At 56.7% G+C, this 19,046-nt stretch carries 15 protein-coding genes and 1 pseudogene; 10 read left to right on the top strand and 6 right to left on the bottom strand.

Annotated features, from left to right (window positions below; all coding sequences use genetic code 11):
* The first annotated feature begins 182 nt into the window (after window positions 1-182).
* Window positions 183-2,266, top strand: a pseudogene (locus tag C8P63_RS17650) (thioredoxin domain-containing protein).
* A gap of 49 nt (window positions 2,267-2,315) precedes the next feature.
* Here the strand turns inward: C8P63_RS17650 and C8P63_RS17655 are convergent.
* Window positions 2,316-3,551 (bottom strand): S8 family peptidase, encoded by a 1,236-nt coding sequence (locus C8P63_RS17655; RefSeq protein ID WP_108026433.1) that lies wholly within the window; start codon window positions 3,549-3,551, stop codon window positions 2,316-2,318.
* Window positions 3,552-4,203: 652 nt separating this feature from the next.
* On the opposite strand from C8P63_RS17655, the gene C8P63_RS17665 reads away from it, so the two are divergent.
* The 5 genes from C8P63_RS17665 to C8P63_RS17685 all read left to right on the top strand — a co-directional run bounded on the left by C8P63_RS17665 (window position 4,204) and on the right by C8P63_RS17685 (window position 9,907).
* On the top strand, window positions 4,204-5,016 hold the full coding sequence (locus C8P63_RS17665; RefSeq protein ID WP_108026479.1) for a YitT family protein: 813 nt from the start codon (window positions 4,204-4,206) through the stop codon (window positions 5,014-5,016).
* A 444-nt stretch (window positions 5,017-5,460) separates the two neighbouring features.
* The gene (locus tag C8P63_RS17670) at window positions 5,461-6,954 is read left to right on the top strand and encodes a carboxypeptidase M32 (RefSeq protein ID WP_108026439.1); all 1,494 of its coding nucleotides are present in this window, start codon (window positions 5,461-5,463) and stop codon (window positions 6,952-6,954) included.
* Window positions 6,955-7,108: 154 nt separating this feature from the next.
* Window positions 7,109-8,524 (top strand): alanine/glycine:cation symporter family protein, encoded by a 1,416-nt coding sequence (locus C8P63_RS17675; protein ID WP_245921019.1) that lies wholly within the window; start codon window positions 7,109-7,111, stop codon window positions 8,522-8,524.
* Window positions 8,525-8,597: 73 nt separating this feature from the next.
* Window positions 8,598-9,347 (top strand): alpha/beta hydrolase, encoded by a 750-nt coding sequence (locus C8P63_RS17680; RefSeq protein WP_108026445.1) that lies wholly within the window; start codon window positions 8,598-8,600, stop codon window positions 9,345-9,347.
* 110 nt (window positions 9,348-9,457) lie between these two features.
* Window positions 9,458-9,907, top strand: a complete 450-nt coding sequence (locus tag C8P63_RS17685) for an SACOL1771 family peroxiredoxin (RefSeq protein ID WP_108026481.1) — start codon at window positions 9,458-9,460, stop codon at window positions 9,905-9,907.
* A gap of 100 nt (window positions 9,908-10,007) precedes the next feature.
* On the opposite strand, the gene C8P63_RS17690 is transcribed toward C8P63_RS17685, so the two are convergent.
* Together C8P63_RS17690 and C8P63_RS17695 are read right to left on the bottom strand one after the other, a co-directional pair.
* Complete coding sequence (locus C8P63_RS17690) at window positions 10,008-10,208, bottom strand: YhzD family protein (protein WP_245921020.1); 201 nt, start codon at window positions 10,206-10,208, stop codon at window positions 10,008-10,010.
* Window positions 10,209-10,412: 204 nt separating this feature from the next.
* Window positions 10,413-10,856, bottom strand: a complete 444-nt coding sequence (locus tag C8P63_RS17695; RefSeq protein WP_108026448.1) for a hypothetical protein — start codon at window positions 10,854-10,856, stop codon at window positions 10,413-10,415.
* 355 nt (window positions 10,857-11,211) lie between these two features.
* On the opposite strand from C8P63_RS17695, the gene C8P63_RS17705 reads away from it, so the two are divergent.
* On the top strand, window positions 11,212-12,516 hold the full coding sequence (locus C8P63_RS17705) for an NCS2 family permease (protein WP_108026454.1): 1,305 nt from the start codon (window positions 11,212-11,214) through the stop codon (window positions 12,514-12,516).
* A gap of 118 nt (window positions 12,517-12,634) precedes the next feature.
* Here the strand turns inward: C8P63_RS17705 and C8P63_RS17710 are convergent, their stop codons facing one another.
* Both C8P63_RS17710 and C8P63_RS17715 read right to left on the bottom strand, forming a co-directional pair.
* Window positions 12,635-12,886, bottom strand: coding sequence for a hypothetical protein (locus C8P63_RS17710; RefSeq protein ID WP_146172208.1), 252 nt, complete (start codon window positions 12,884-12,886; stop codon window positions 12,635-12,637).
* A gap of 463 nt (window positions 12,887-13,349) precedes the next feature.
* Window positions 13,350-14,012, bottom strand: coding sequence for a type 1 glutamine amidotransferase domain-containing protein (locus C8P63_RS17715; RefSeq protein ID WP_108026461.1), 663 nt, complete (start codon window positions 14,010-14,012; stop codon window positions 13,350-13,352).
* 504 nt (window positions 14,013-14,516) lie between these two features.
* Here C8P63_RS17715 and abc-f point away from each other — a divergent pair.
* The 3 genes from abc-f to msrA all read left to right on the top strand — a co-directional run bounded on the left by abc-f (window position 14,517) and on the right by msrA (window position 18,321).
* Window positions 14,517-16,343 (top strand): ribosomal protection-like ABC-F family protein, encoded by a 1,827-nt coding sequence (abc-f, locus tag C8P63_RS17725; RefSeq protein WP_108026467.1) that lies wholly within the window; start codon window positions 14,517-14,519, stop codon window positions 16,341-16,343.
* A gap of 68 nt (window positions 16,344-16,411) precedes the next feature.
* Window positions 16,412-17,500 carry an NAD(P)H-dependent flavin oxidoreductase gene (locus C8P63_RS17730; RefSeq protein ID WP_108026470.1) on the top strand — a complete coding sequence of 363 codons (1,089 nt, stop codon included), beginning with the start codon at window positions 16,412-16,414 and terminating at the stop codon, window positions 17,498-17,500.
* A gap of 350 nt (window positions 17,501-17,850) precedes the next feature.
* Window positions 17,851-18,321 (top strand): peptide-methionine (S)-S-oxide reductase MsrA, encoded by a 471-nt coding sequence (msrA, locus tag C8P63_RS17735; protein WP_108026473.1) that lies wholly within the window; start codon window positions 17,851-17,853, stop codon window positions 18,319-18,321.
* A gap of 109 nt (window positions 18,322-18,430) precedes the next feature.
* On the opposite strand, the gene C8P63_RS17740 is transcribed toward msrA, so the two are convergent.
* On the bottom strand, window positions 18,431-18,613 hold the full coding sequence (locus C8P63_RS17740; RefSeq protein WP_108026476.1) for an alpha/beta-type small acid-soluble spore protein: 183 nt from the start codon (window positions 18,611-18,613) through the stop codon (window positions 18,431-18,433).
* Window positions 18,614-19,046: the final 433 nt, after the last annotated feature.

Genomic DNA, 19,046 nt, shown 5'->3' on the forward strand with positions numbered 1-19,046 from the left:
GTATCCAGCGATGGGTGATTCTCTTTTTCGGCTCGTCAGCCGACACCATTCGACGAATTCTTACACCGTTATTGCATAGCTCAAAGCAGTACTAGTTATGAAAGGTAAAGTGAGTTAACATGTTTTTGGTTATACTGTGATATGTTAAGATGTACCAACAATGCGAAGAAGGGGGTGGTCCAATGAGTGAGCCGAATCGACTGATCAATGAAAAATCGCCGTATTTGCTTCAGCATGCCTACAACCCTGTGGATTGGTTTCCCTGGGGGGATGCGGCGTTTGAGAAAGCAAAGAAGGAAGACAAGCCCGTCTTCTTGTCGATCGGCTATTCGTAGCCCTTAGGGGCTGTGATTATCTTTCGACATGTCATTGGTGCCATGTGATGGAGAAGGAGTCCTTCGAGGATGAGGAAGTGGCCCATCTGCTGAACAAGGAGTATGTCGCCGTGAAGGTGGACCGGGAAGAGCGGCCGGATGTGGACAGCATTTACATGTCGGTCTGTCAGGCCCTGACGGGGCACGGGGGGTGGCCGTTGACGATCATCATGACTCCGGAGCAGAAACCGTTCTTCGCCGGGACCTACTATCCCAAAAAAGCGGTCCAGGGGCGGCCGGGGCTGATGGAAATCCTGGAGCAGGTGGCCCAGGCCTGGAAGGACGACCGGGAGAAAGTGGAGGACGCGGGGCGGAAGATCACCCATGCTGTGCAGACCCAGCTGAAGGTGACGGAAGCGGGGGAGGTGGGCAAGGAGGAGATGGACGAGGCTTACCGCCATTTCAAATCCACCTACGATCCCGAATACGGCGGATTCGGACAGGAACCCAAGTTCCCCCGTCCTCATGATTTCCTCTTCCTCCTCCGGTATTGGAAAGAAAACAAAGAACCCTTCGCCCTGTCCATGGTGGAACACACTCTGGACGCAATGCGACGCGGCGGGATCTATGACCAGATCGGCTACGGATTTGCCCGTTATTCGGTGGATCGGAAGTGGCTGGTTCCCCACTTCGAAAAGATGTTGTACGACAATGCGATGCTGGTGTATGCTTATCTGGAGACTCACCAGGCGACCGGAGACGAATCCTACGCCGATACCGCCCGGGAGATCTTCACCTATGTTCTCCGGGACATGACTTCCCCGGAAGGAGGGTTCTACTCCGCCGAAGATGCCGATTCGGAAGGAGTGGAAGGGAAGTTTTACGTCTGGACACCGGAGGAAGTGAACGAGGTCCTCGGGGAAGAAGAAGGCGAACTCTTCTCCGGGTACTATGACATCACACCCGAGGGAAACTTCGAAGGGAAGAGCATTCCGAACCGGATCGACCAGTCCCTCGAAGGATATGCAGAACGCACCGGGCTCTCCGTGGAAGATCTGAAGAGCCGTCTGGAAGAATCCCGGGAGAAACTCTTCCGGGCCCGGGAAGGACGTGTCCACCCCCACAAGGATGACAAAATCCTCACCTCTTGGAACGGGCTGATGATCGCCGCCCTGGCCAAAGGCGCCCGGGTACTGGGGGAGGACCGGTTCGCCGAAGCCGCCTCGAATTCGGCGGAATTCATTCTGGAAAAGCTGCGGAACAAAAACGGCCGTCTGTTGGCCCGTTACCGGGACGGGGAAGCGGCCATCCCGGGATACCTCGACGATTATGCCTTTCTGACCTGGGGATTGATCGAACTGTACGAGGCCACTTTCCGCCCCAAGCATCTCCGGCAGGCGCTGGAGATTACCCGGGAGATGCTGGAACTCTTTGGGGACGAAGAGGAAGGCGGACTCTATTTCACCGGGAAGGACGCGGAAAAACTCATCACCCGGACCAAGGAAGTCTACGACGGGGCCATCCCTTCGGGGAACTCCGTCGCCGCCCTCAACCTGGCCCGCCTCGCCCGGCTTACCGGGGATCCGGAGCTGCGGGAACAGGCGGACCGGCAGATCAAAGCCTTTGCGGGTTCCATCGGCAACGCGCCCATGGCCTACAGCTTTTTCCTGACGGCCGTCCAGTTTTTCCAAGGTTCTCCGAAGGAGATCGTCATCGCGGGTCCGGACGGGGACGAACTGACCCGGAACATGCTCCGCCATGTCCAGCGGGAATTTCTCCCCGAAGCGGTCCTTCTGTACAACCCTGTCGGCAAGGGAGAGGATTTGACCCGGCTGGTTCCCTTCACTGCGGAGCAACAGCCCCTGAACGGAAAAGCGACGGCCTACGTCTGTGAAAACTTCGCCTGCCGGACTCCGGCGACCAACCTGGCGGAACTGGAAAACCGGCTTTAAATGAAAAAAACCGGCGGCCCCGAAGGGCTGCCGGTTTTTTAGCGGAATGCTACTTCACGCGGGGGAAGCCGAAGCCGGAGGCGATGTCGTCACCGGTGGCGGCATGGATCCCTCCCAGGATGTCGTTGGATTGGGCCCGGTTTTGGAGTTCGCTCCGAAGCTGTTGGTTGCTCCAGGAGGGGTTGTCCGCCCACAGTTTGGCCGCCAGCCCGGAGATGTGGGGAGTGGCCATGGAGGTGCCGCTGATGGTGTGATAGGTCCCGTCGTTCCAGGTGGACTCGATGGACCGTCCCGGCGCCGAGACTTCCACATCCCGCTCCGTGATCACATAGTCCCCGTCGGTGGCGGGGTTGCCCCGGGAGGAGAAGTCGGCGATGCGGTAGGTGCCGTTTTCCTGGACGTTTTCCAGAGCAGCCACGGCGACGGCGTTGGAAAGGCCGCCGGGGTAGCCGATGGTGTCTTCGTCGGGGCCGTCGTTGCCGGCGGCGGCCACCACCAGGACGCCTTTGTTCACCGCATAGGTGACGGCCTCGGCGATCAGGTCGTCTTTGCCGGAGGAGCCGAGGGACATGGAGATGACCGTCTTCACACCCAGACGGCTGCTTTCATCGGCGGCATGGCGGATGGCGGCGGCGATGTCGTCGGAAAAGCCGATGCCTGCATCCCCCAACACTTTGTAGGCCCACAGTTTGGCACCCGGGCTGACCCCCCAGATGCCCTGACCGTCGGAGCCGCTGTTGGCCAGGATGGTTCCGGAGACGTGGGTCCCGTGGCCATTGAGGTCTGTGCAGCGGCCGTCCACCCGTCCGAGAAGACCGGTGAAGTCTTTACACTGTTCCGCCTGGCCGGTGAGATCCGGATGATCGATTTTCACTCCGGTATCCAGAACCGCCACCCGGACGCCGTCCCCTCCGCTGGTGGAGGAAATCGATGGGTTGTTGTAGATCGCTTCGATTCCCCAAGGCGTTTGATCGGAGGGAGTCGCCGTCCGGTCGGCTTCCAGCAGATCATCCGGCAATCGCACTTTGCCGACGGGGGTGACGTTCACCCCGTCCAACGCTTTCAGGGTCTGATATTGAGCAGTGGACACCTCGGTTGTGAAGCCGCTTTTCCCCAGGTCGTGCCGAACCCCGTAGGTTTTCTTCAGCACGGACAATTGATTGGCGTCGATCAGCACCCGGATGGTTTTTCCGTTGTCCGCGGAAACCGCCCCGGCACCGCCGGGCAGAATGGACGTGAAGATCAGGGCCGCGGAAATGGCGAAGCCGGTGAGCCAACGGTTCATGATCCAATCCCTCCTAAAAGCGTTGTGATTTCATGTTCGTTTCGAGAAAAGGGGAAGCGTTTACCCAAAATAGCGACTTTGCTGTCTTGCCCAGCGGAGCGGACAGTGCAACCATCTCTGCAGGACAGCATAGCGAGACCGGGGAGGCAAGCGACCCAGGCGAGACTTGTGCTCTGTGAGTGCATAGCGAGACCGGGGAGGCAAGCGACCCAAGGCGAGACTTGTGCTCTGTGAGTGCAGCCGGACGGCTTTGGGTAAATGCTGCCGCTCACTTTTTCATAACGCTTCCAATTGTGAAACTATTATCACTATAAACAAAATAACGCCTTTTGTCAGTATAAAAAATAAAATTTCTCAACTTTTGATGAAAATTGTTGATGTTGGCTTGAATATCGCATGCTTCGGCAAGGTTTGCGGTATCGGTCCAAGTTATTTTTGCTACAATAAAGTGAAGAAAACAGTGGGAGGCGGGCTCCACCTTTCCCTTGTTCGGACAGGGCCGGTTGTCCTCCGGCAAACGGGCCCCTTCGTCCGACGTTCGGCCTGCCCCTGTCTTCCATATTAACGTTGAGAGAGAAGAGGTGGATCATTGACAGCCGAAAAAAAAGACCATAAACGATTGACTCCGGGGAAAGTGCTGAAACGGACCATCATGATCCTGGTGGGAGCCATGCTGGTGGCGGTCGGGCTGGAAATCTTCCTCGTTCCCAACCGGGTGATCGACGGCGGGATCGTCGGGGTTGCCATCATCTTGTCTCACTTGACCCAAATCACGTTGGGACTGTTTCTGTTCTTCCTCAATCTTCCGTTCTTCTTCCTTGGGTATAAACAGATCGGCAAGACCTTCGCTTTTTCCACTCTTTTCGGGGTTTCCGTGCTTTCCGTGGGGACCTATCTCCTCCACTCCGCGGAACCCGTGACGAACGATCCCTTGTTGGCCGCGGTCTTTGGGGGTGTGATTCTCGGTATCGGAGTGGGGCTGGTGATCCGGTACGGGGGATCGCTGGACGGAACGGAGATTCTGGCCATTATGTTCAACAAACGGCTCCCCTTATCCGTCGGTGAAACGGTCATGTTCATGAATTTGTTCATCCTGGGGAGCGCCGGTTTTGTCTTCGGCTGGGACCGCGCCATGTATTCGCTGATGGCCTATTTCATTGCGTTTAGAATGATTGACCTGACCATCGAAGGGTTCGATGAAACCAAATCGGTGTGGATTATCAGCGATCAGCACGAAGAAATCGGAGACGCCCTGTTGCACCGGTTGGGCCGGGGGGTGACTTACCTCCAAGGAGAAGGGGCCTATACCGGGGATGACAAGAAAGTGATTTTCTGTATCGTCACCCGTCTGGAGGAAGCCAAGCTGAAGTCCATCGTGGAAGATATCGATCCGGGCGCCTTTTTGGCCATTGGCGACATCCATGATGTCAAAGGCGGTCGGTTCAAAAAACGGGATATCCATTGAAATCGCCGGTGGAGTCCACGCCGATGCCACCTTCATCATGAAAACCAACCGGAAAGGGTTGGTTTTTTGAGTGGGCGACCCGGATCTTTTACCTTTCCTTCCTTTTCTTTAAAAAACGTCGGTCCACAATGTCGGGGCTTCCGCAGAACCAACAGCAATCCGCGGGGTACTCCGTCATTAAAAAGCGCTTTTTGCATTGGAGGCACTGGTATTCTACCGGAACAAATCTTTCTCTCATCCGTCTTCTCCTCTCTCTCTGAAATGATAGAACCCGTGATGGAATATGTATAGCAAAGCGGTCGAGCTTGGTGCCTGTCCCAACGGGAACCCCGCATTTGCCGAGGAATACCCGTTACTCATTGATTTTCCGCCTTTTTCCGGAGTAACATGGAATCACGACATTTCTTAAAAGTCTTTTCCGTAAGGACAACAAGGAGGTTCGGGATGGAAGCGAAGCTGAAAGAGTTGAAAGCGCTATTATCGGAAGTGTATGATCTCGAAAATGTAGCTGCTCTGTTGCATTGGGATCAGTCCACCTACATGCCCAAAGGGGGGGCGAAGGCCAGGGGGCGCCAGATGGCGGTCCTGGAGAAGTTGGCCCATGAAAAAATGACCGATCCCAAAATCGGGAGGCTGTTGGAAGAGCTGATTCCCTACGGGGAGAGCCTGCCGTACGATTCCGACGAGGCCGGACTGATCCGGGCGGCGTGCCGGAAATTTGAGAAAGCTTCCCGGGTGCCCGCCGAATTTATGGCGGAGTTCACCGCTCATACGGCAGAATCCTACCAAGCCTGGACGGAAGCCCGTCCGGCCGACGATTTTTCCAGGGTGGCTCCTTATCTCGAAAAAACCTTGGAGTACAGCCGGAGAATGGCCGATTACTTTCCCGGGTACGAACACATCGCCGATCCCCTGATCGCTTTTTCCGACGAGGGAATGAAAGCATCCACACTGAAAAAGCTCTTTGCCGAACTCCGCCGGGAATTGGTTCCCCTGGTGAAATCGGTGACCGACAGGGAGCCGGCGGACGATTCCTGTCTGAAGAAACAGTATCCCGAAGCGGATCAGTGGAAATTCGGACTGAAGGTGATCGAACGCCTGGGATACGATTTCAGCCGGGGACGCCAGGACAAGACCCATCATCCCTTCATGACGAAGTTCTCCCTCGGGGATGTACGGATCACCACCCGGCTGAAGGAGAACGATCTGGGGGAGGGCTTGTTCAGCACCATCCACGAAGCGGGACATGCGATGTATGAACAGGGGATCCAAAGAGAGTACGAAGGGACCCCCCTCGCCGGCGGCACCTCCTCCGGGGTCCACGAAAGTCAGTCCCGCCTCTGGGAAAATATCGTTGGGCGCAGCCGGGGTTTCTGGGAGCATTTTTACCCGGAGCTGCAACGGGTGTTTCCGGACCAGCTGGGGGGTGTCCCCTTGGATACCTTCTACCACGCCGTGAACAAAGTTCAGCCCTCCCTGATCCGGACCGATGCCGATGAGCTCACCTACAACCTCCACGTTATGATCCGTTTCGATCTGGAACTGGCGATGCTGGAAGGAACGTTGGCGGTGAAAGACCTGCCCGAAGCCTGGCGGGAGCGATACCGGCAGGACCTGGGGGTCGCCCCCCCCGGTGACCGGGATGGAGTGCTCCAGGATGTTCACTGGTATGCCGACACCATCGGCGGGGTCTTCCAGGGCTATACGATCGGGAATATCCTTAGCGCCCAGTTCTTTGAAGCGGCGCTTTCCGACCACCCTGAAATTCCCGGTGAGATCCGTCAGGGGAATTTTGACACCTTGCGGGGGTGGTTGACGGAAAACATTTACCGCCACGGGTCGAAGTACACCGCGGAGGAATTGACGAAACGGGCTACGGGTTCCGCCCTTGCGATTCAGCCCTACATCCGTTATTTGAAGGGAAAATTCGGCGGTTGAATCCGTCAAAAAAACCAGCCGGAAAGGGAGGAGAATCCTTTTCCGGCTGGTTTCCGTTATTTGATTTTTTTCGTTTGACAGATAAGTTTGACGGGTATAACTTTAGATATTATCATGGTGGGGTATAGACTCCTGCAAAAAGGGAGAGATGCGAGTGGACTTGATCAGTCAATGGGTAGCCGAGATCTCCGCCTGGATCTGGGGACCGCCCATGATCATCCTTCTTCTGGGAGGAGGGCTTTTTCTCACGATCCGGCTGAAATTTTTCCAATTCCGGTACTTTGCGCATGCCATGGCCCAAACGGTCGGAAGGATCCGGAAAAACACCGACCACCTGGAAGGAACCTTGACGCCCTTCCAGGCGTTCACTTCGGCCCTGGCGTCGACGGCGGGGGCGACCAACATCGTCGGGGTGGGTGTCGCTATCGCCATCGGCGGACCCGGGGCCATGTTCTGGATGTGGGCGGTTGCCCTGATTGGCATGGCCAGCAAATACAGCGAGATTCTCCTCGGTGTGAAGTACCGGGAGAAAAACGAAGAAGGTCATTTCGTCGGCGGGCCCATGTACTACATTCAAAAGGGACTCGGCTGGAAGTGGTTGGCGGTGCTGTTCGCCTTCGGCCTGATGGTGGAAGTGATTCCGAGTTCCATGGTTCAGTCCAATTCCATTTCCAGCACCGTCAAAACGGCATTCGGCTGGGATCCCGTCGTGACGGGGATCATCATCACCATCCTGACGGCCATCGTCGTGTTCGGAGGCGTCAAGCGGATCGGGAACGTGGCCGAAAAGATCGTTCCCTTCATGGTGATTGTCTACTTGATTGGTGCCACCGGCGTCGTCCTGATCCATGCGGACCGGTTGCCCGCCGTGATTGCGGATATCTTCACCCACGCCTTCACCCCGATTTCCGCGACCGGCGGCTTTGCCGGTGCGGGCATAGCGATGGCCCTTCGCTGGGGAATGGCCCGCGGAGCTTACTCCAATGAGGCAGGGATGGGGACGGCGCCGATTGCCCACGCCACGGCACAGACTGACCACCCGGCCCGGCAGGGGTTGTGGGGGGTGTTCAGCGTCTTTGTCGACACGCTGGTGATTTGCACCATGAGCGGACTGGCCGTTCTGACCGCCGGCACCTGGACCCAAGTGAACGCGGAAGGCGGGGAAGCGGCCCTGGCCAACGCGGTGCCGTTGGCCTTCGGCCAGCTCATGGGAGAGACCGCCGGCAGCATATTTGTTTCCGTCTTTCTGTTGATCTTTGTGATGACCACCGTCGGCGTGCTGATTTTTTACGGGGAGAAGCAGGCGGAATACCTCTTCGGCCTGACGTTTTCCAAAATCATGCGCGTCGTGTACATTCTCTCCATGTTCGTGGGTGCTGTCGGCGGACTGAAATTCGTCTGGCAGTTCCTCGACATCCTGCTCGCCATGATCGTGGTCCCCAACATGATCGCGCTCCTCTTTATGAGCAAAGAAGTGAAGGAAGAGACAGAGGATTATATCGAGAACATTTACAAGGTGGAAAAAGGGCTCAAGAAACCCACAAGCCCCGACACCGGAGCCGGAGCTTAAAAGAGGAATTCTCTTCCCGGGTGGTGAATGGACAAAGAAGTCACCATTCCAACCAACAGGGAGGTTGTCATGCATGACTCAGACCTACACCGTCATGAAAGAGGCGGAACCCTTTTACTTTCCGGGCAATGACATTGGAATACTGATCCAGCATGGATTTACCGGGACCACCCAGAGCATGCGGGGATTGGGAGAGCATTTGGCGAAATGCGGTTTCACGGTACACGGCCCACGGCTCAAGGGACACGGGACTCACTATGAGGAAATGGAAAACACCACTTATGAGGATTGGATCGAATCTTCCGATGAGGGATACCGCAAGTTGAAAGAGACCTGCTCCGAGGTTTTTGTCGTCGGCCTGTCGATGGGCGGAACGCTGGCCCTCCATTTGGCCCGCCAATATCCTGAGACCAAGGGGATCGTGCTGATCAACGCGGCCATGAAGATGGACCAGCTGGAACAGGTGGCCCAAATGGAAGAACCCCGTTTCCTGGATGCGATCGGCTCCGACATCAAAGCGGAAGGGGTTCAAGAGTTGGCCTATGAAAAGACCCCGCTGAAATCCGTCAGGGAAATCGTTAAATTCATGGAAGTGACCCGGGAAAAGGTCCCCGCTATCCACTGCCCGGCCCTGATCCTGGTCTCCAAAGAGGATCATGTGGTCCCCCCCGACAATTCCCGTTTCATCTACGAGAATCTCAAGAGCGGCGACAAAACCCTCGCCGAACTGGAGAACTCCTATCACGTGGCCACCTTGGACAATGATAAAGAAAGGATCTGTCGGGAGACGGAAGCCTTCATCAAGCGCCTTGCCGAATCTTGATCGGAAAGGCACCCGGAAAGCCGCCGGAGCAACCGGCGGCTTTTCCGACTTTACACGGGTGGATAAACCGGTGTACGTTAAACCGTGTACATAAAGGAGGAGGGATGATGATGAACCGGCATCATTTTCATCTGAAGGCGGACTGGAACGGCGGACGGAATTCCGAAGGGGTGATCTCTGCCGGCAACCTCAACACCAAGATCTCCATCCCGAAGGAAATGGGGGGGCCGGGAGTGGGGACCAACCCCGACGAGATGCTGATCGGAGCCGCCGCCACCTGTTACCTTATCACTCTGGCGGCGATGCTGGAACGGAAGCAGATCCCCGTGGAAAAACTCTCCCTGGAAACGGAAGGTGTAGTGAGTGAAAACCGGGGACGGCTTCAATTTGAGAGTGTCACCCACCGCCCCCATGTGGTTCTTGGGGCGGGTGTCACCCCGGAACAGGTGAAAGAGGCGGAAGCCTTCACTGAGAAAGCGGAACAATCCTGCATGATCTCCAATGCATTGCGCGGAAACGTGGAACTGGCAGTCCATGCCGAGGTAATCACCGCCGGTTAATGCCCTTTTCCGGTCCGGGAGGAGATGAATACCAAAAAAAACCGGGGAAACCTTTGCCCCGGTTTTTAAATGCCCGAACATTGACACATCGGGCAGCGAATTAAGCTTCGGCTTTGGCTTTTTTGGCTTTGTGACTCAAAAATTCCACCAGGCGGCCCGAGCGGTGGACGATGCGGTAGGGGAGGTGCGAATACTCTTTTTCCCGGAGGATGGCTTGTCCCTTTTCCTTCGCTTCCGAATCGCTCTTTGCCTCGAGGGCTTCGTCAACCAGTTTGTTGCCTTCCTGATCGAACACGGTCATGTGATACAAGATGCTTCCCTCCTCTGGTGCCGTGGGTTCCCTTTCATTATAGCAAAGAGGGGGGAGAATGGAGAAAGGAGCAAAAAAAAGAGGTCCGTCCACGGTGTGAATGCCGCGGATGGACCATCATGCTGGATACGGTAAAGGGGGTTACCGCTGATTCTCAGTCTATCCTGATAGTGCTAACCGGGAGTTAAACAATTATTAAGTTTTAATGGATTTCATTGTTTTCCCGTTTGATGAGTCCGGGCTGCCTTCCCCTTCCGGATTGGGATCGGGCGGGGCGGCAGCGGATTCAGCGCTGCGGAAACAGAGAGTGCCCGACACGAGAATCAGGATCCCGGGAGTCAGCCAGACAAACGTGGCCAAAAAAAAGCCCAGGATTCCGGTGATCAGGTTGACGGTTCCGCTCAGAACGCGGTTTTTCCGGATCACCGCGGGAATGGAGACGCCGATGGTGGCTCCCGATAAAATCAGAAGCAAGATACCTGCAACCAGTGCGAAGGAGGTTTCCGCGGAAGTGAGGAACTCCGTTTCGCTGCCGATCGCCATCGAACCGAACCATCCCCCGATGATCATCAACAGGGCCAGTCCGCACCCGAAGATCCCTCCGATCAACCCCATCACAAACTCCGGCATCCGATTCATGTGCGCCCTCCCCTTTTCTTTTGTGTGTCGGAACTCGATCATTTTGTTTTTATGCGGAGAAGAAGGCGGTTATTCACGGGGAAGCCCCGTCCGGCGGACGGGGCGGGACGGCGGACTTATTAAGTTTCCGAACGTTGGATGAAAGTCCGGGTCGGGTACGGGATTTCGATCCCGGCTTGATCCAGGGCTTTTTTCAGTTCCTTGCGAAGTTCCCGTTCCCCGAAATTTTCGGCGAATAAACACGGTCGGGACGGGGGAGAAAGATGGGAAAAGGGGTTGTAAAAACTTGATTTACGAATTATTATGTTTTGTGGGATTGAAATGTTCGTCTTTATCCGTTTAAGGAGGCGATTTTATGGACCGATTTTTCTCATTCAGCGAGAAAGGGACGAATATTCGTCGGGAAGTGCTGGCGGGGTTGACCACCTTTCTGACGATGGTGTACATCGTGGTGGTCAACCCGGCCATCCTGGAAAAGGCGGGGATGGACTTTGGAGCCGTTTTTGTGGCGACGGTGCTGGCTTCCGTGATCAGTACGCTGATCATGGGTCTCTTCGCCAATTACCCCATCGCCATCGCGCCGGGCATGGGTTTGAATGCCTACTTTGCCTTCAGCGTGGTGGGACAGAGCAAGATCGGATGGGAAACGGCAATGGGCGCGGTGTTGGTGGCCGGCATCCTTTTTCTGATCCTCTCCGTCACCCGCTTCCGCGAAGGGCTGATCAACGCCATCCCTTCCAGCCTGAAGTTCGGAATCACGGCGGGGATCGGGTTGTTCATCGCGTTCATCGGACTGAAATCCGCCGGGATCATCGTCGGTGACGAGGTGAACCTGGTGGGGCTGGGGGATTTTCACTCTCCAATGACCATTCTGAGCCTCTGCGGGTTGTTCGTCACCTTGGTCCTGATGACGCTCCGCGTTCCGGGCGCCCTGTTTCTGGGGATGGTGTTGACGGCTCTGGGCGCCTGGATGAGCGGTCTCTTTGAACTGCCCCAACGATGGGTGACACTGCCGCCAAGCATGGCTCCAACCTTCGGGGCCGCCGTCGATTCCCTTCCGCAGGTGTTCGAGCATGGATTGTACGCCGTTATCTTTGCGTTCCTCCTGGTGACCCTGTTTGACACCACCGGGACCATGATCGGCGTGGCGGAACAGGCGGGACTGACCAAGGACGGGAAGTTTCCCCGGATGAAGTCGGCTCTTCTGGCGGATGCGGTCGGGATGACCACCGGAGCCGTGATGGGTACCAGTCCGACCAGCGCCTATATCGAGTCCAGCGCGGGTGTGGCCGCTGGAGGGCGGACCGGTTTCACCGCCGTCGTGGTCAGCCTCCTTCTCTTGGGAACGCTCTTTTTCGAGCCGTTGGTGGCCCAGGTGGCCGCACTTCCGGCCATCACCGCTCCGACCTTGATCATCGTCGGTTGTTTTATGATGGCCGGGCTGGCCAAAGTGAAGTGGGAGGACTTCGATGAAGCCTTTCCCGCCTTCATCGTCATGCTGAGCATGCCGCTCACCTTCAGCATCGCAACGGGGATCGCCTTCGGGTTTATCACCTATCCGCTTTTGAAACTGGCGCGGGGCCGGGGAAAAGACGTCCATCCCCTCCTGTACCTGTTTATGGTGCTGTTTATTCTCCAGCTGGCCTTTTTGCCCGAATAAATGGTGAAAAGATCTCTTATCTGGTTTGAAAATAAGAGGAGAAACAAACAACCCGGACGGAGAATCCGTCCGGGTTGTTCTTGCTTATATGTACAAGAAAAGCCGCGGGGATACGTTGTTATGCCGTATGCTTCATGCGCGGACATCCGGGGCAGGGAGTGGTTTTCAACTTGCGGAGGAGCAACACGATCACGAGGACCCCGACGGCAAAACTGACTCCTTCACGGACGCCGAAAGGGAGCGTCCATCCCAGGTAGGCTCCGCTGAGGATCCAAAGGCACTCCAGCATCAAACCGGCCTCCAGACCGATCACTCCACTCAGCCATTTATCCCCTTTGGACACAGGTGTCTGACAGCTGCTGCATTTCATTGTTTCTCGTTCCTCCCCCGTTTCCGTATCAGCCAGTGTCATCATACCATTCTAGAATAAATGGGAATCTTCCTTTTTTGAAGAGGGATTTTCACCGAACTTTGAGGCGTCTCTTTCCGGAAGCCGGGTGATCGATTTTGAGGTTCGGATGCCCAAAGAATGGCAAGGACCGGCCGGGAATGGGACCCATCCGGAACCCCCTTTTCGCTGCGGGGTATGCCGCTTGCTTTAACAGGTGCCCTTCAGGGTTAAGGGGACTGCCGCTCCAATTCCCGGAGCCTTTCCTGCTCCTGTTGGAGTTTCTGTTGATACTCCCCGCTCCGGCTTTCATTGCAGTGCATCGAATCCTTTTGCCTCTTTGTCGCCCCCGTTGTCTCGGGGTGGGATTCCCCCGGCAGTCCATAAGCAACCCCCCGTTTGAGCTGGGATGACTCAAGTGGGGGTGGGTTTCGGGAACGCTTTTTTATTCTTCGAGTGCTTCAATCACTTTTTTAGCCGCACTCCGACTGGATTGGGGGTTTTGTCCCGTGATGAGATATTCATCCCGGACCGTAAAATCGGCCCATTTGTCACCTTTCATAAACTTCGCTCCTTGTTCGCGGAGTTTCGACTCCAGCAGAAAAGGCATCTGTTCTTTCAATCCGGTGTCGTCTTCTTCCTCATTGGTAAAAGCCGTCACTTTACGGCCGGCCACCAGCGGGGTTCCGTTGTCCAGATGAACGTTGACCAATCCCGAAGGCCCGTGGCAAACCGATCCGATGACACGTCTTTCTTCAGCAAAACGGTTCAATACCTTCTGGACCACCGGATCGTTTGGAAAATCAAACATGGTGCCGTGTCCTCCGGGCAGGAAAACGGCGTCAAAGCCTTCGCCGTCCTCTTCACTCAGTTTGGCCGTATCCTGCATCGCTTCCCGGGCATCTTTCCATTTTCCACGGGTCTCATCCGTTTCAGAATGGGGATCGATCGGAACCTCGCCGCCTTTTGGGCTGGTGACTTTGATTTCGTATCCCTTCGCTTTGAATTCTTCGTAAGGAACCGCAAACTCCTCCAACCAAACCCCGGTCGGATGTTCCGGATCCACCTGATCGTGGTTGGTCATGATGAATAGCACTTTTTTAGCCATATTCTCTTCCTCCGTTTTGTGTCAGTGTCACCCAATAGATTTCCCTGTCCATTGCGTTGTAAAACCTTGTTGACAGTAAAGTCGGCGATATGGGTGTTTTGACGGGGAGCACCGGTCCCCAACATTCTCAGCTATACCGCTTTCGCAATTCTTCCTTGGTACATCACCCACCACCCATTGGGGACTTTCCATTCACGGATAAAAACGATATAATCAATTCATCTTACCAAGCGGAGGTATCAAAAGGATCGACATGCGTTTCGACCGGTAAGACCGTAACCATTGAAATACGGTGCTTTTCTCCGTCTGCGGGCGGAGCGGTCGGGACGGGTGTGCCCGTTGGACGGGACTCCGGTGAATTCAAAATCGTACGGGGAAGCTTTCGGGGTGAGCAGTTTCCTGCCTTGTTTTCCCGTCGAGCTTTTTTGCATCAACGGCCCTCCGAACCCGTGCAGGCGGAGACGGCACCTGCCGTCAGTCGAAAACGGGTTTCGGAGGGATTTTATGTATGTGCTGAAAGCGGAAGGGTTGAAAGTGGAACGGGACGGCCGGCCGGTGTTCGACCATGTGGACCTGGAAATCCGGGAAGGGGAGCGGGTCGCCCTGATCGGACGGAACGGGGTGGGAAAAACGACCCTGTTGGAGTGTCTTGTGGGCAAGCTCCCTCCGGACCGGGGCTCGATTCATCGACGATGGCCCGTCAGCCGGTGGGGCATGGTGGAGCAAAAAGAGCCGGTGCCGTCGGGGATCCCCCTGTTGGAACTGGTCCGTGCCGGCGATCCGGAAAAAAACGCCTTGAAAACGGAATTGAAACACCTGGAAAGGCGGCTTTCCCACGCGGACGAAGGGACGATGGAGGAGCTTCTGCCGGCCTACGCGGCGGTGCAGGAACAGTACCAATCGGCGGGGGGTTACGAATGGGAACGGGAAACGGAAGTGGTTCTGAAGCGAATGGGCTTTTCCCGGAGGGAGTGGGGAATTCCTTTCGAAGGATTGAGCGGGGGACAGAAGACACGGGCTCAACTGGCCCGACTCGTGGTCCGGGACCCGGCCTTTCTCCTGTTGGATGAACCGACCAACCATCTGGATGAAGAGACCCTGGACTGGCTGACGGATTGGTTGACGGGGTTTAAGGGAGCCTGCCTGATCGTCTCCCACGACCGGGCATTCATCGATCGGGTGGCCCACACCACCGTGGAATTGACGCCGGAAGGGAGCCGCTCTTACCGGGGCGGCTATTCCGACTTTTCCAGAGAGAGGGAACGGGAGCGACGGGAACAGGAAGCCCTTTACCGAAAGCAGGAGCGGGAGAGGCGAAAGCTGGAAGAGTCAATCCGACGTTACCGTGAGTGGTTTAACCGGGCCCATGCTGCGGCAGGGGAGCGGAATCCCTTCTACAAGAAAAAGGCGACCAAACATCAGACCCGGTCCAAGGCGAAAGAGAAGGCGCTTGGACGCCTGGAACGGGAAATGGGGGAGCGACCCGGGGAGGATCCCCGGATCCGGGTGCGGTTCGATGGGAGTGACTTCGGATCCCGCACGTTGATCCGGATGACGAAGGCTGCTTTCACCTATGGGGAGGAGCCGGTTCTACGGGACGTCACCCTGACCGTCAACCGCGGCGATCGGCTCGCGGTGTCCGGTCGCAACGGAAGCGGGAAAAGCACCCTCCTGAAACTGATGGCCGGAAAGCTGGAGCCCGTAAAAGGGGAGATCATCCGGCATCCGAAGATGAAAGTGGGGTATTTTGCCCAGGAGTTGGAGGAGCTTCACCCCGATGAAACCATTCTGGAGAGCCTTCTTCCCCTGCCCGGTATGAAGCAGGCAGAGGCCCGCAACATCCTGGCCGCTTTTCTCTTCCGTCAGGAAGAGGTCCATCGGAAGATCGGACAGCTTAGCGTGGGGGAGCGATGCCGGGTGGCCTTTGTCAAACTGTACGTCTCCGGGGTGGATCTGATGGTGATGGATGAACCGACCAATTACCTCGATATTTCCACCCGGGAGCGGATTGAAGAAGCCCTCTTCGAGTATCCGGGCACGTTGGTGATCGTATCCCATGACCGGTATCTCCTGGACCGGGTGTCCAACAAAGTGGCCTTTCTTAAGGGAGGAAAGGTGGAGGTCTATCCGGGAAGTTACCGGGAGTATCGGACCGGGTTCAGGGAACGGGCCGAGCGTCCCGATCCGGAGACCGACCGACGGCTCCGGTTCCTGGAGCTGGAGCGGACCCGTCTGATGGCGGAAGAAGAGCCGGAAGGAGAAGAGGAGAAAAAAGCCCTGGAGCGCCGAATCCGGCATCTCAGCGAACAGATCCACGAATGGAAATCCTGAAAAACCGATGGCGGGTGAAAAGGCGGATGGGTTCCACCCGTTAATAAGAACAGGGAGGGATGGGAGCGATGTGGAAACAAAACCGGGTAACGAAACGGTTGAACATCCGTTATCCCGTGATTCAGGCCGGGATGGCCGGAGGCGCGACACCCCCGGAACTGGTGGCGGCGGTGTCCGAAGCCGGGGGGCTCGGAACCCTGGGGGCGGGTTACCTCTCCCCGGAAGGGATCCGGGGGGCGGTTCGGGAAATCCGGAGCCGGACCTCGAAGCCTTTCGCCGTCAACCTCTTGGTGACGGAAGCCGTCAAACCGTCTCCGAAGGAAGTCCGCCGCTCGCAGGAACTCCTGGATCCCTACAGGGAAGAGCTCGGACTGAAGCGGCAGGAGCCGGCGAATTTCGCGGAGTCCTTTGAGGAACAGATCCAAGTGCTGATGGAGGAACGGGTTCCGGTGTTCAGTTTCACCTTTGACATTCCGGAGGAGCGGTGGTTGAAGCGCTTCCGGGAGATGGGAACCACCTTGATCGGGACCGCCACCACGGTCAGGGAGGCGCAACTCCTGGAAAAAGCGGGAGTGGATCTTGTTGTGGCCCAGGGAGCGGAAGCAGGGGGCCACCGTGGGACCTTTGCCGGTCCCAGTGACCGGGCGATGGTGGGGACCCTGGCACTGGTGCCCCAGGTCGCGGACCAGGTGAAGGTGCCGGTTATCGCAGCCGGAGGGGTGATGGACGGCCGCGGACTGGCGGCCGCCCTGGCCCTCGGGGCGGAAGGGGTGCAGTTGGGGACAGCGTTTCTCACCTGTGAAGAGAGCGGTGCCCACCCGGTGCATCAGGAAAAAATCCTGTCGGGAACGGAGGAAAGCACCGTCGTGACCCGGGCGTTCTCCGGGAAACCGGCACGGGGGATCCGGAACCGATTGATTCAGGACCTTTCCTCACGAGAACGAACATTGCCCCCCTATCCCGTACAAAACGCTCTCACGCGGGACATCCGGAAAGCCGCCGCCCTGAACCGTGACCCGGAACTGATGAGTCTCTGGGCCGGTCAGGGGTTGCGCCTGTCCAGGCGAGGTACCGCAGAAGATCTGATCCGCAAAGTGGTCGGGGAAGCGGAGGAGGTCCTCAGGCGTTTGACCCGGGATACTTCACGGTATTTTTAACCACGGTTTTCTCAATGTGTTCCTCCAGACAGGTGGTGAAGACGCAGAGGACTCGGATCCTTCTTGGCCCAGCCGATTGACGGGATGGGTGAAAATAGCGAGACCGGGGAGCGCAAGCGACCCCAGGCGAGACTTGTGCTCTGTGAGTGCAGCCGGAGCGGCTTCGGGTAAATACCGCCGTTCACTTTTTCACAATACTTCTATGGCTTGAACGCTATGTTGAAACCCGTTTTCGGAGGGAAGGCTACGGGGAAGGGGACGGGGATTGCAGAAGGAGCGCCTTCTCGGGTACGATAAGTAAAAGAGCAGCCGGTGGTTCAACCATCGGTGGTGGAAAGGAGTGCATCTGGATGGCACGTGCCACATTCGGAGCCGGATGTTTTTGGGGGGTGGAGGAGCTGTTCCGCAAAGTGGACGGTGTGACCTCCACCGCCGTTGGATATATGGGGGGAACGAAGGAAAATCCCACTTATGAGGAAGTCTGCACCAATCGAACGGGACACGCTGAAGTGGTGGACCTGGAGTACGACCCGTCGGTTGTTTCCTATGAGGAACTTCTCCAAATCTTCTGGGACAATCATAATCCCACCACTTTGAACCGGCAGGGACCGGACATCGGGAGTCAGTACCGTTCCGTCATTTTTTACCACACGCCGGAACAGAAGGAAATCGCCGAAAAATCGAAGAAGGAGTTGGAAGCGTCCGGTAAATGGAAGGATCCCATCGTAACCCAGATTGAACCGGCCGGTCCGTTTTATCGGGCGGAAGAGTATCACCAACGTTACCTCCAAAAACGGGGACAATCTTCCTGCCATATCTGAATTTGACACCCCCTGCCTTCTCAGGCAGGGGGTGCTTTCATACCGGAGAGATCCCCGGATCCAAAATCTTGTCAAAAGGGAAAATAGAGGGGGAGCATCCCCATGAGTCTCAGATTTGTTGTTCCGCCAACCCGACCAGACGTTTGGTGATTTCACCACCTACGGAACCGTTGGCACGGGCGGTTTGGTCAGGGCCGAGTTGCACACCGAACCCGCGGGCAATTTCCACTTTCATATCTTCGATGGCCTGGGCACAACCCGGAACCAGCAGACGGTTGCGTGGACGAGCCATGGATGTCACCTCTCTTTAGAAACGTTGTGAAAGAGTGAACGGTGGCATTTACCCGAAGCCGCTCCGGTTGCACTCACAGAGCACAAGTCTCGCCTGGGTCGCTTCACTCCCCGGTCTCGCTATGCACTCACAGAGCACAAGTCTCGCCTGGGTCGCTTCACTCCCCGGTCTCGCTATGCACTCACAGAGCACAAGTCTCGCCTGGGTCGCTTCACTCCCCGGTCTCGCTATGCACTCACAGAGCACAAGTCTCGCCTGGGTCGCTTCTCTCCCCGGTCTCGCTATGCACTCACAGAGCACAAGTCTCGCCTGGGTCGCTTCACTCCCCGGTCTCGCTATGCACTCACAGAGCACAAGTCTCGCCTGGGTCGCTTCTCTCCCCGGTCTCGCTATGCACTCACAGAGCACAAGTCTCGCCTGGGTCGCTTCACTC

Origin of the sequence: Melghirimyces profundicolus, from assembly GCF_003054245.1 — a bacterium.
Taxonomy (GTDB): Bacteria; Bacillota; Bacilli; order Thermoactinomycetales; family DSM-45169; genus Melghirimyces; species Melghirimyces profundicolus.

What these genes read in the sequence shown, in the direction of transcription:
- C8P63_RS17740 (WP_108026476.1), bottom strand. Translation starts at nt 18,613, where the DNA reads ATGGCTCGTCCACGCAACCGTCTGCTGGTTCCGGGTTGTGCCCAGGCC.
- C8P63_RS17695 (WP_108026448.1), bottom strand. Translation starts at nt 10,856, where the DNA reads ATGAATCGGATGCCGGAGTTTGTGATGGGGTTGATCGGAGGGATCTTC.
- C8P63_RS17710 (WP_146172208.1), bottom strand. Translation starts at nt 12,886, where the DNA reads ATGAAATGCAGCAGCTGTCAGACACCTGTGTCCAAAGGGGATAAATGG.
- C8P63_RS17730 (WP_108026470.1), top strand. Translation starts at nt 16,412, where the DNA reads ATGTGGAAACAAAACCGGGTAACGAAACGGTTGAACATCCGTTATCCC.
- C8P63_RS17690 (WP_245921020.1), bottom strand. Translation starts at nt 10,208, where the DNA reads ATGACCGTGTTCGATCAGGAAGGCAACAAACTGGTTGACGAAGCCCTC.
- C8P63_RS17715 (WP_108026461.1), bottom strand. Translation starts at nt 14,012, where the DNA reads ATGGCTAAAAAAGTGCTATTCATCATGACCAACCACGATCAGGTGGAT.
- msrA (WP_108026473.1), top strand. Translation starts at nt 17,851, where the DNA reads ATGGCACGTGCCACATTCGGAGCCGGATGTTTTTGGGGGGTGGAGGAG.
- C8P63_RS17705 (WP_108026454.1), top strand. Translation starts at nt 11,212, where the DNA reads ATGGACCGATTTTTCTCATTCAGCGAGAAAGGGACGAATATTCGTCGG.
- C8P63_RS17685 (WP_108026481.1), top strand. Translation starts at nt 9,458, where the DNA reads ATGAACCGGCATCATTTTCATCTGAAGGCGGACTGGAACGGCGGACGG.
- C8P63_RS17670 (WP_108026439.1), top strand. Translation starts at nt 5,461, where the DNA reads ATGGAAGCGAAGCTGAAAGAGTTGAAAGCGCTATTATCGGAAGTGTAT.
- C8P63_RS17655 (WP_108026433.1), bottom strand. Translation starts at nt 3,551, where the DNA reads ATGAACCGTTGGCTCACCGGCTTCGCCATTTCCGCGGCCCTGATCTTC.
- C8P63_RS17665 (WP_108026479.1), top strand. Translation starts at nt 4,204, where the DNA reads ATGATCCTGGTGGGAGCCATGCTGGTGGCGGTCGGGCTGGAAATCTTC.
- C8P63_RS17680 (WP_108026445.1), top strand. Translation starts at nt 8,598, where the DNA reads ATGACTCAGACCTACACCGTCATGAAAGAGGCGGAACCCTTTTACTTT.
- abc-f (WP_108026467.1), top strand. Translation starts at nt 14,517, where the DNA reads ATGTATGTGCTGAAAGCGGAAGGGTTGAAAGTGGAACGGGACGGCCGG.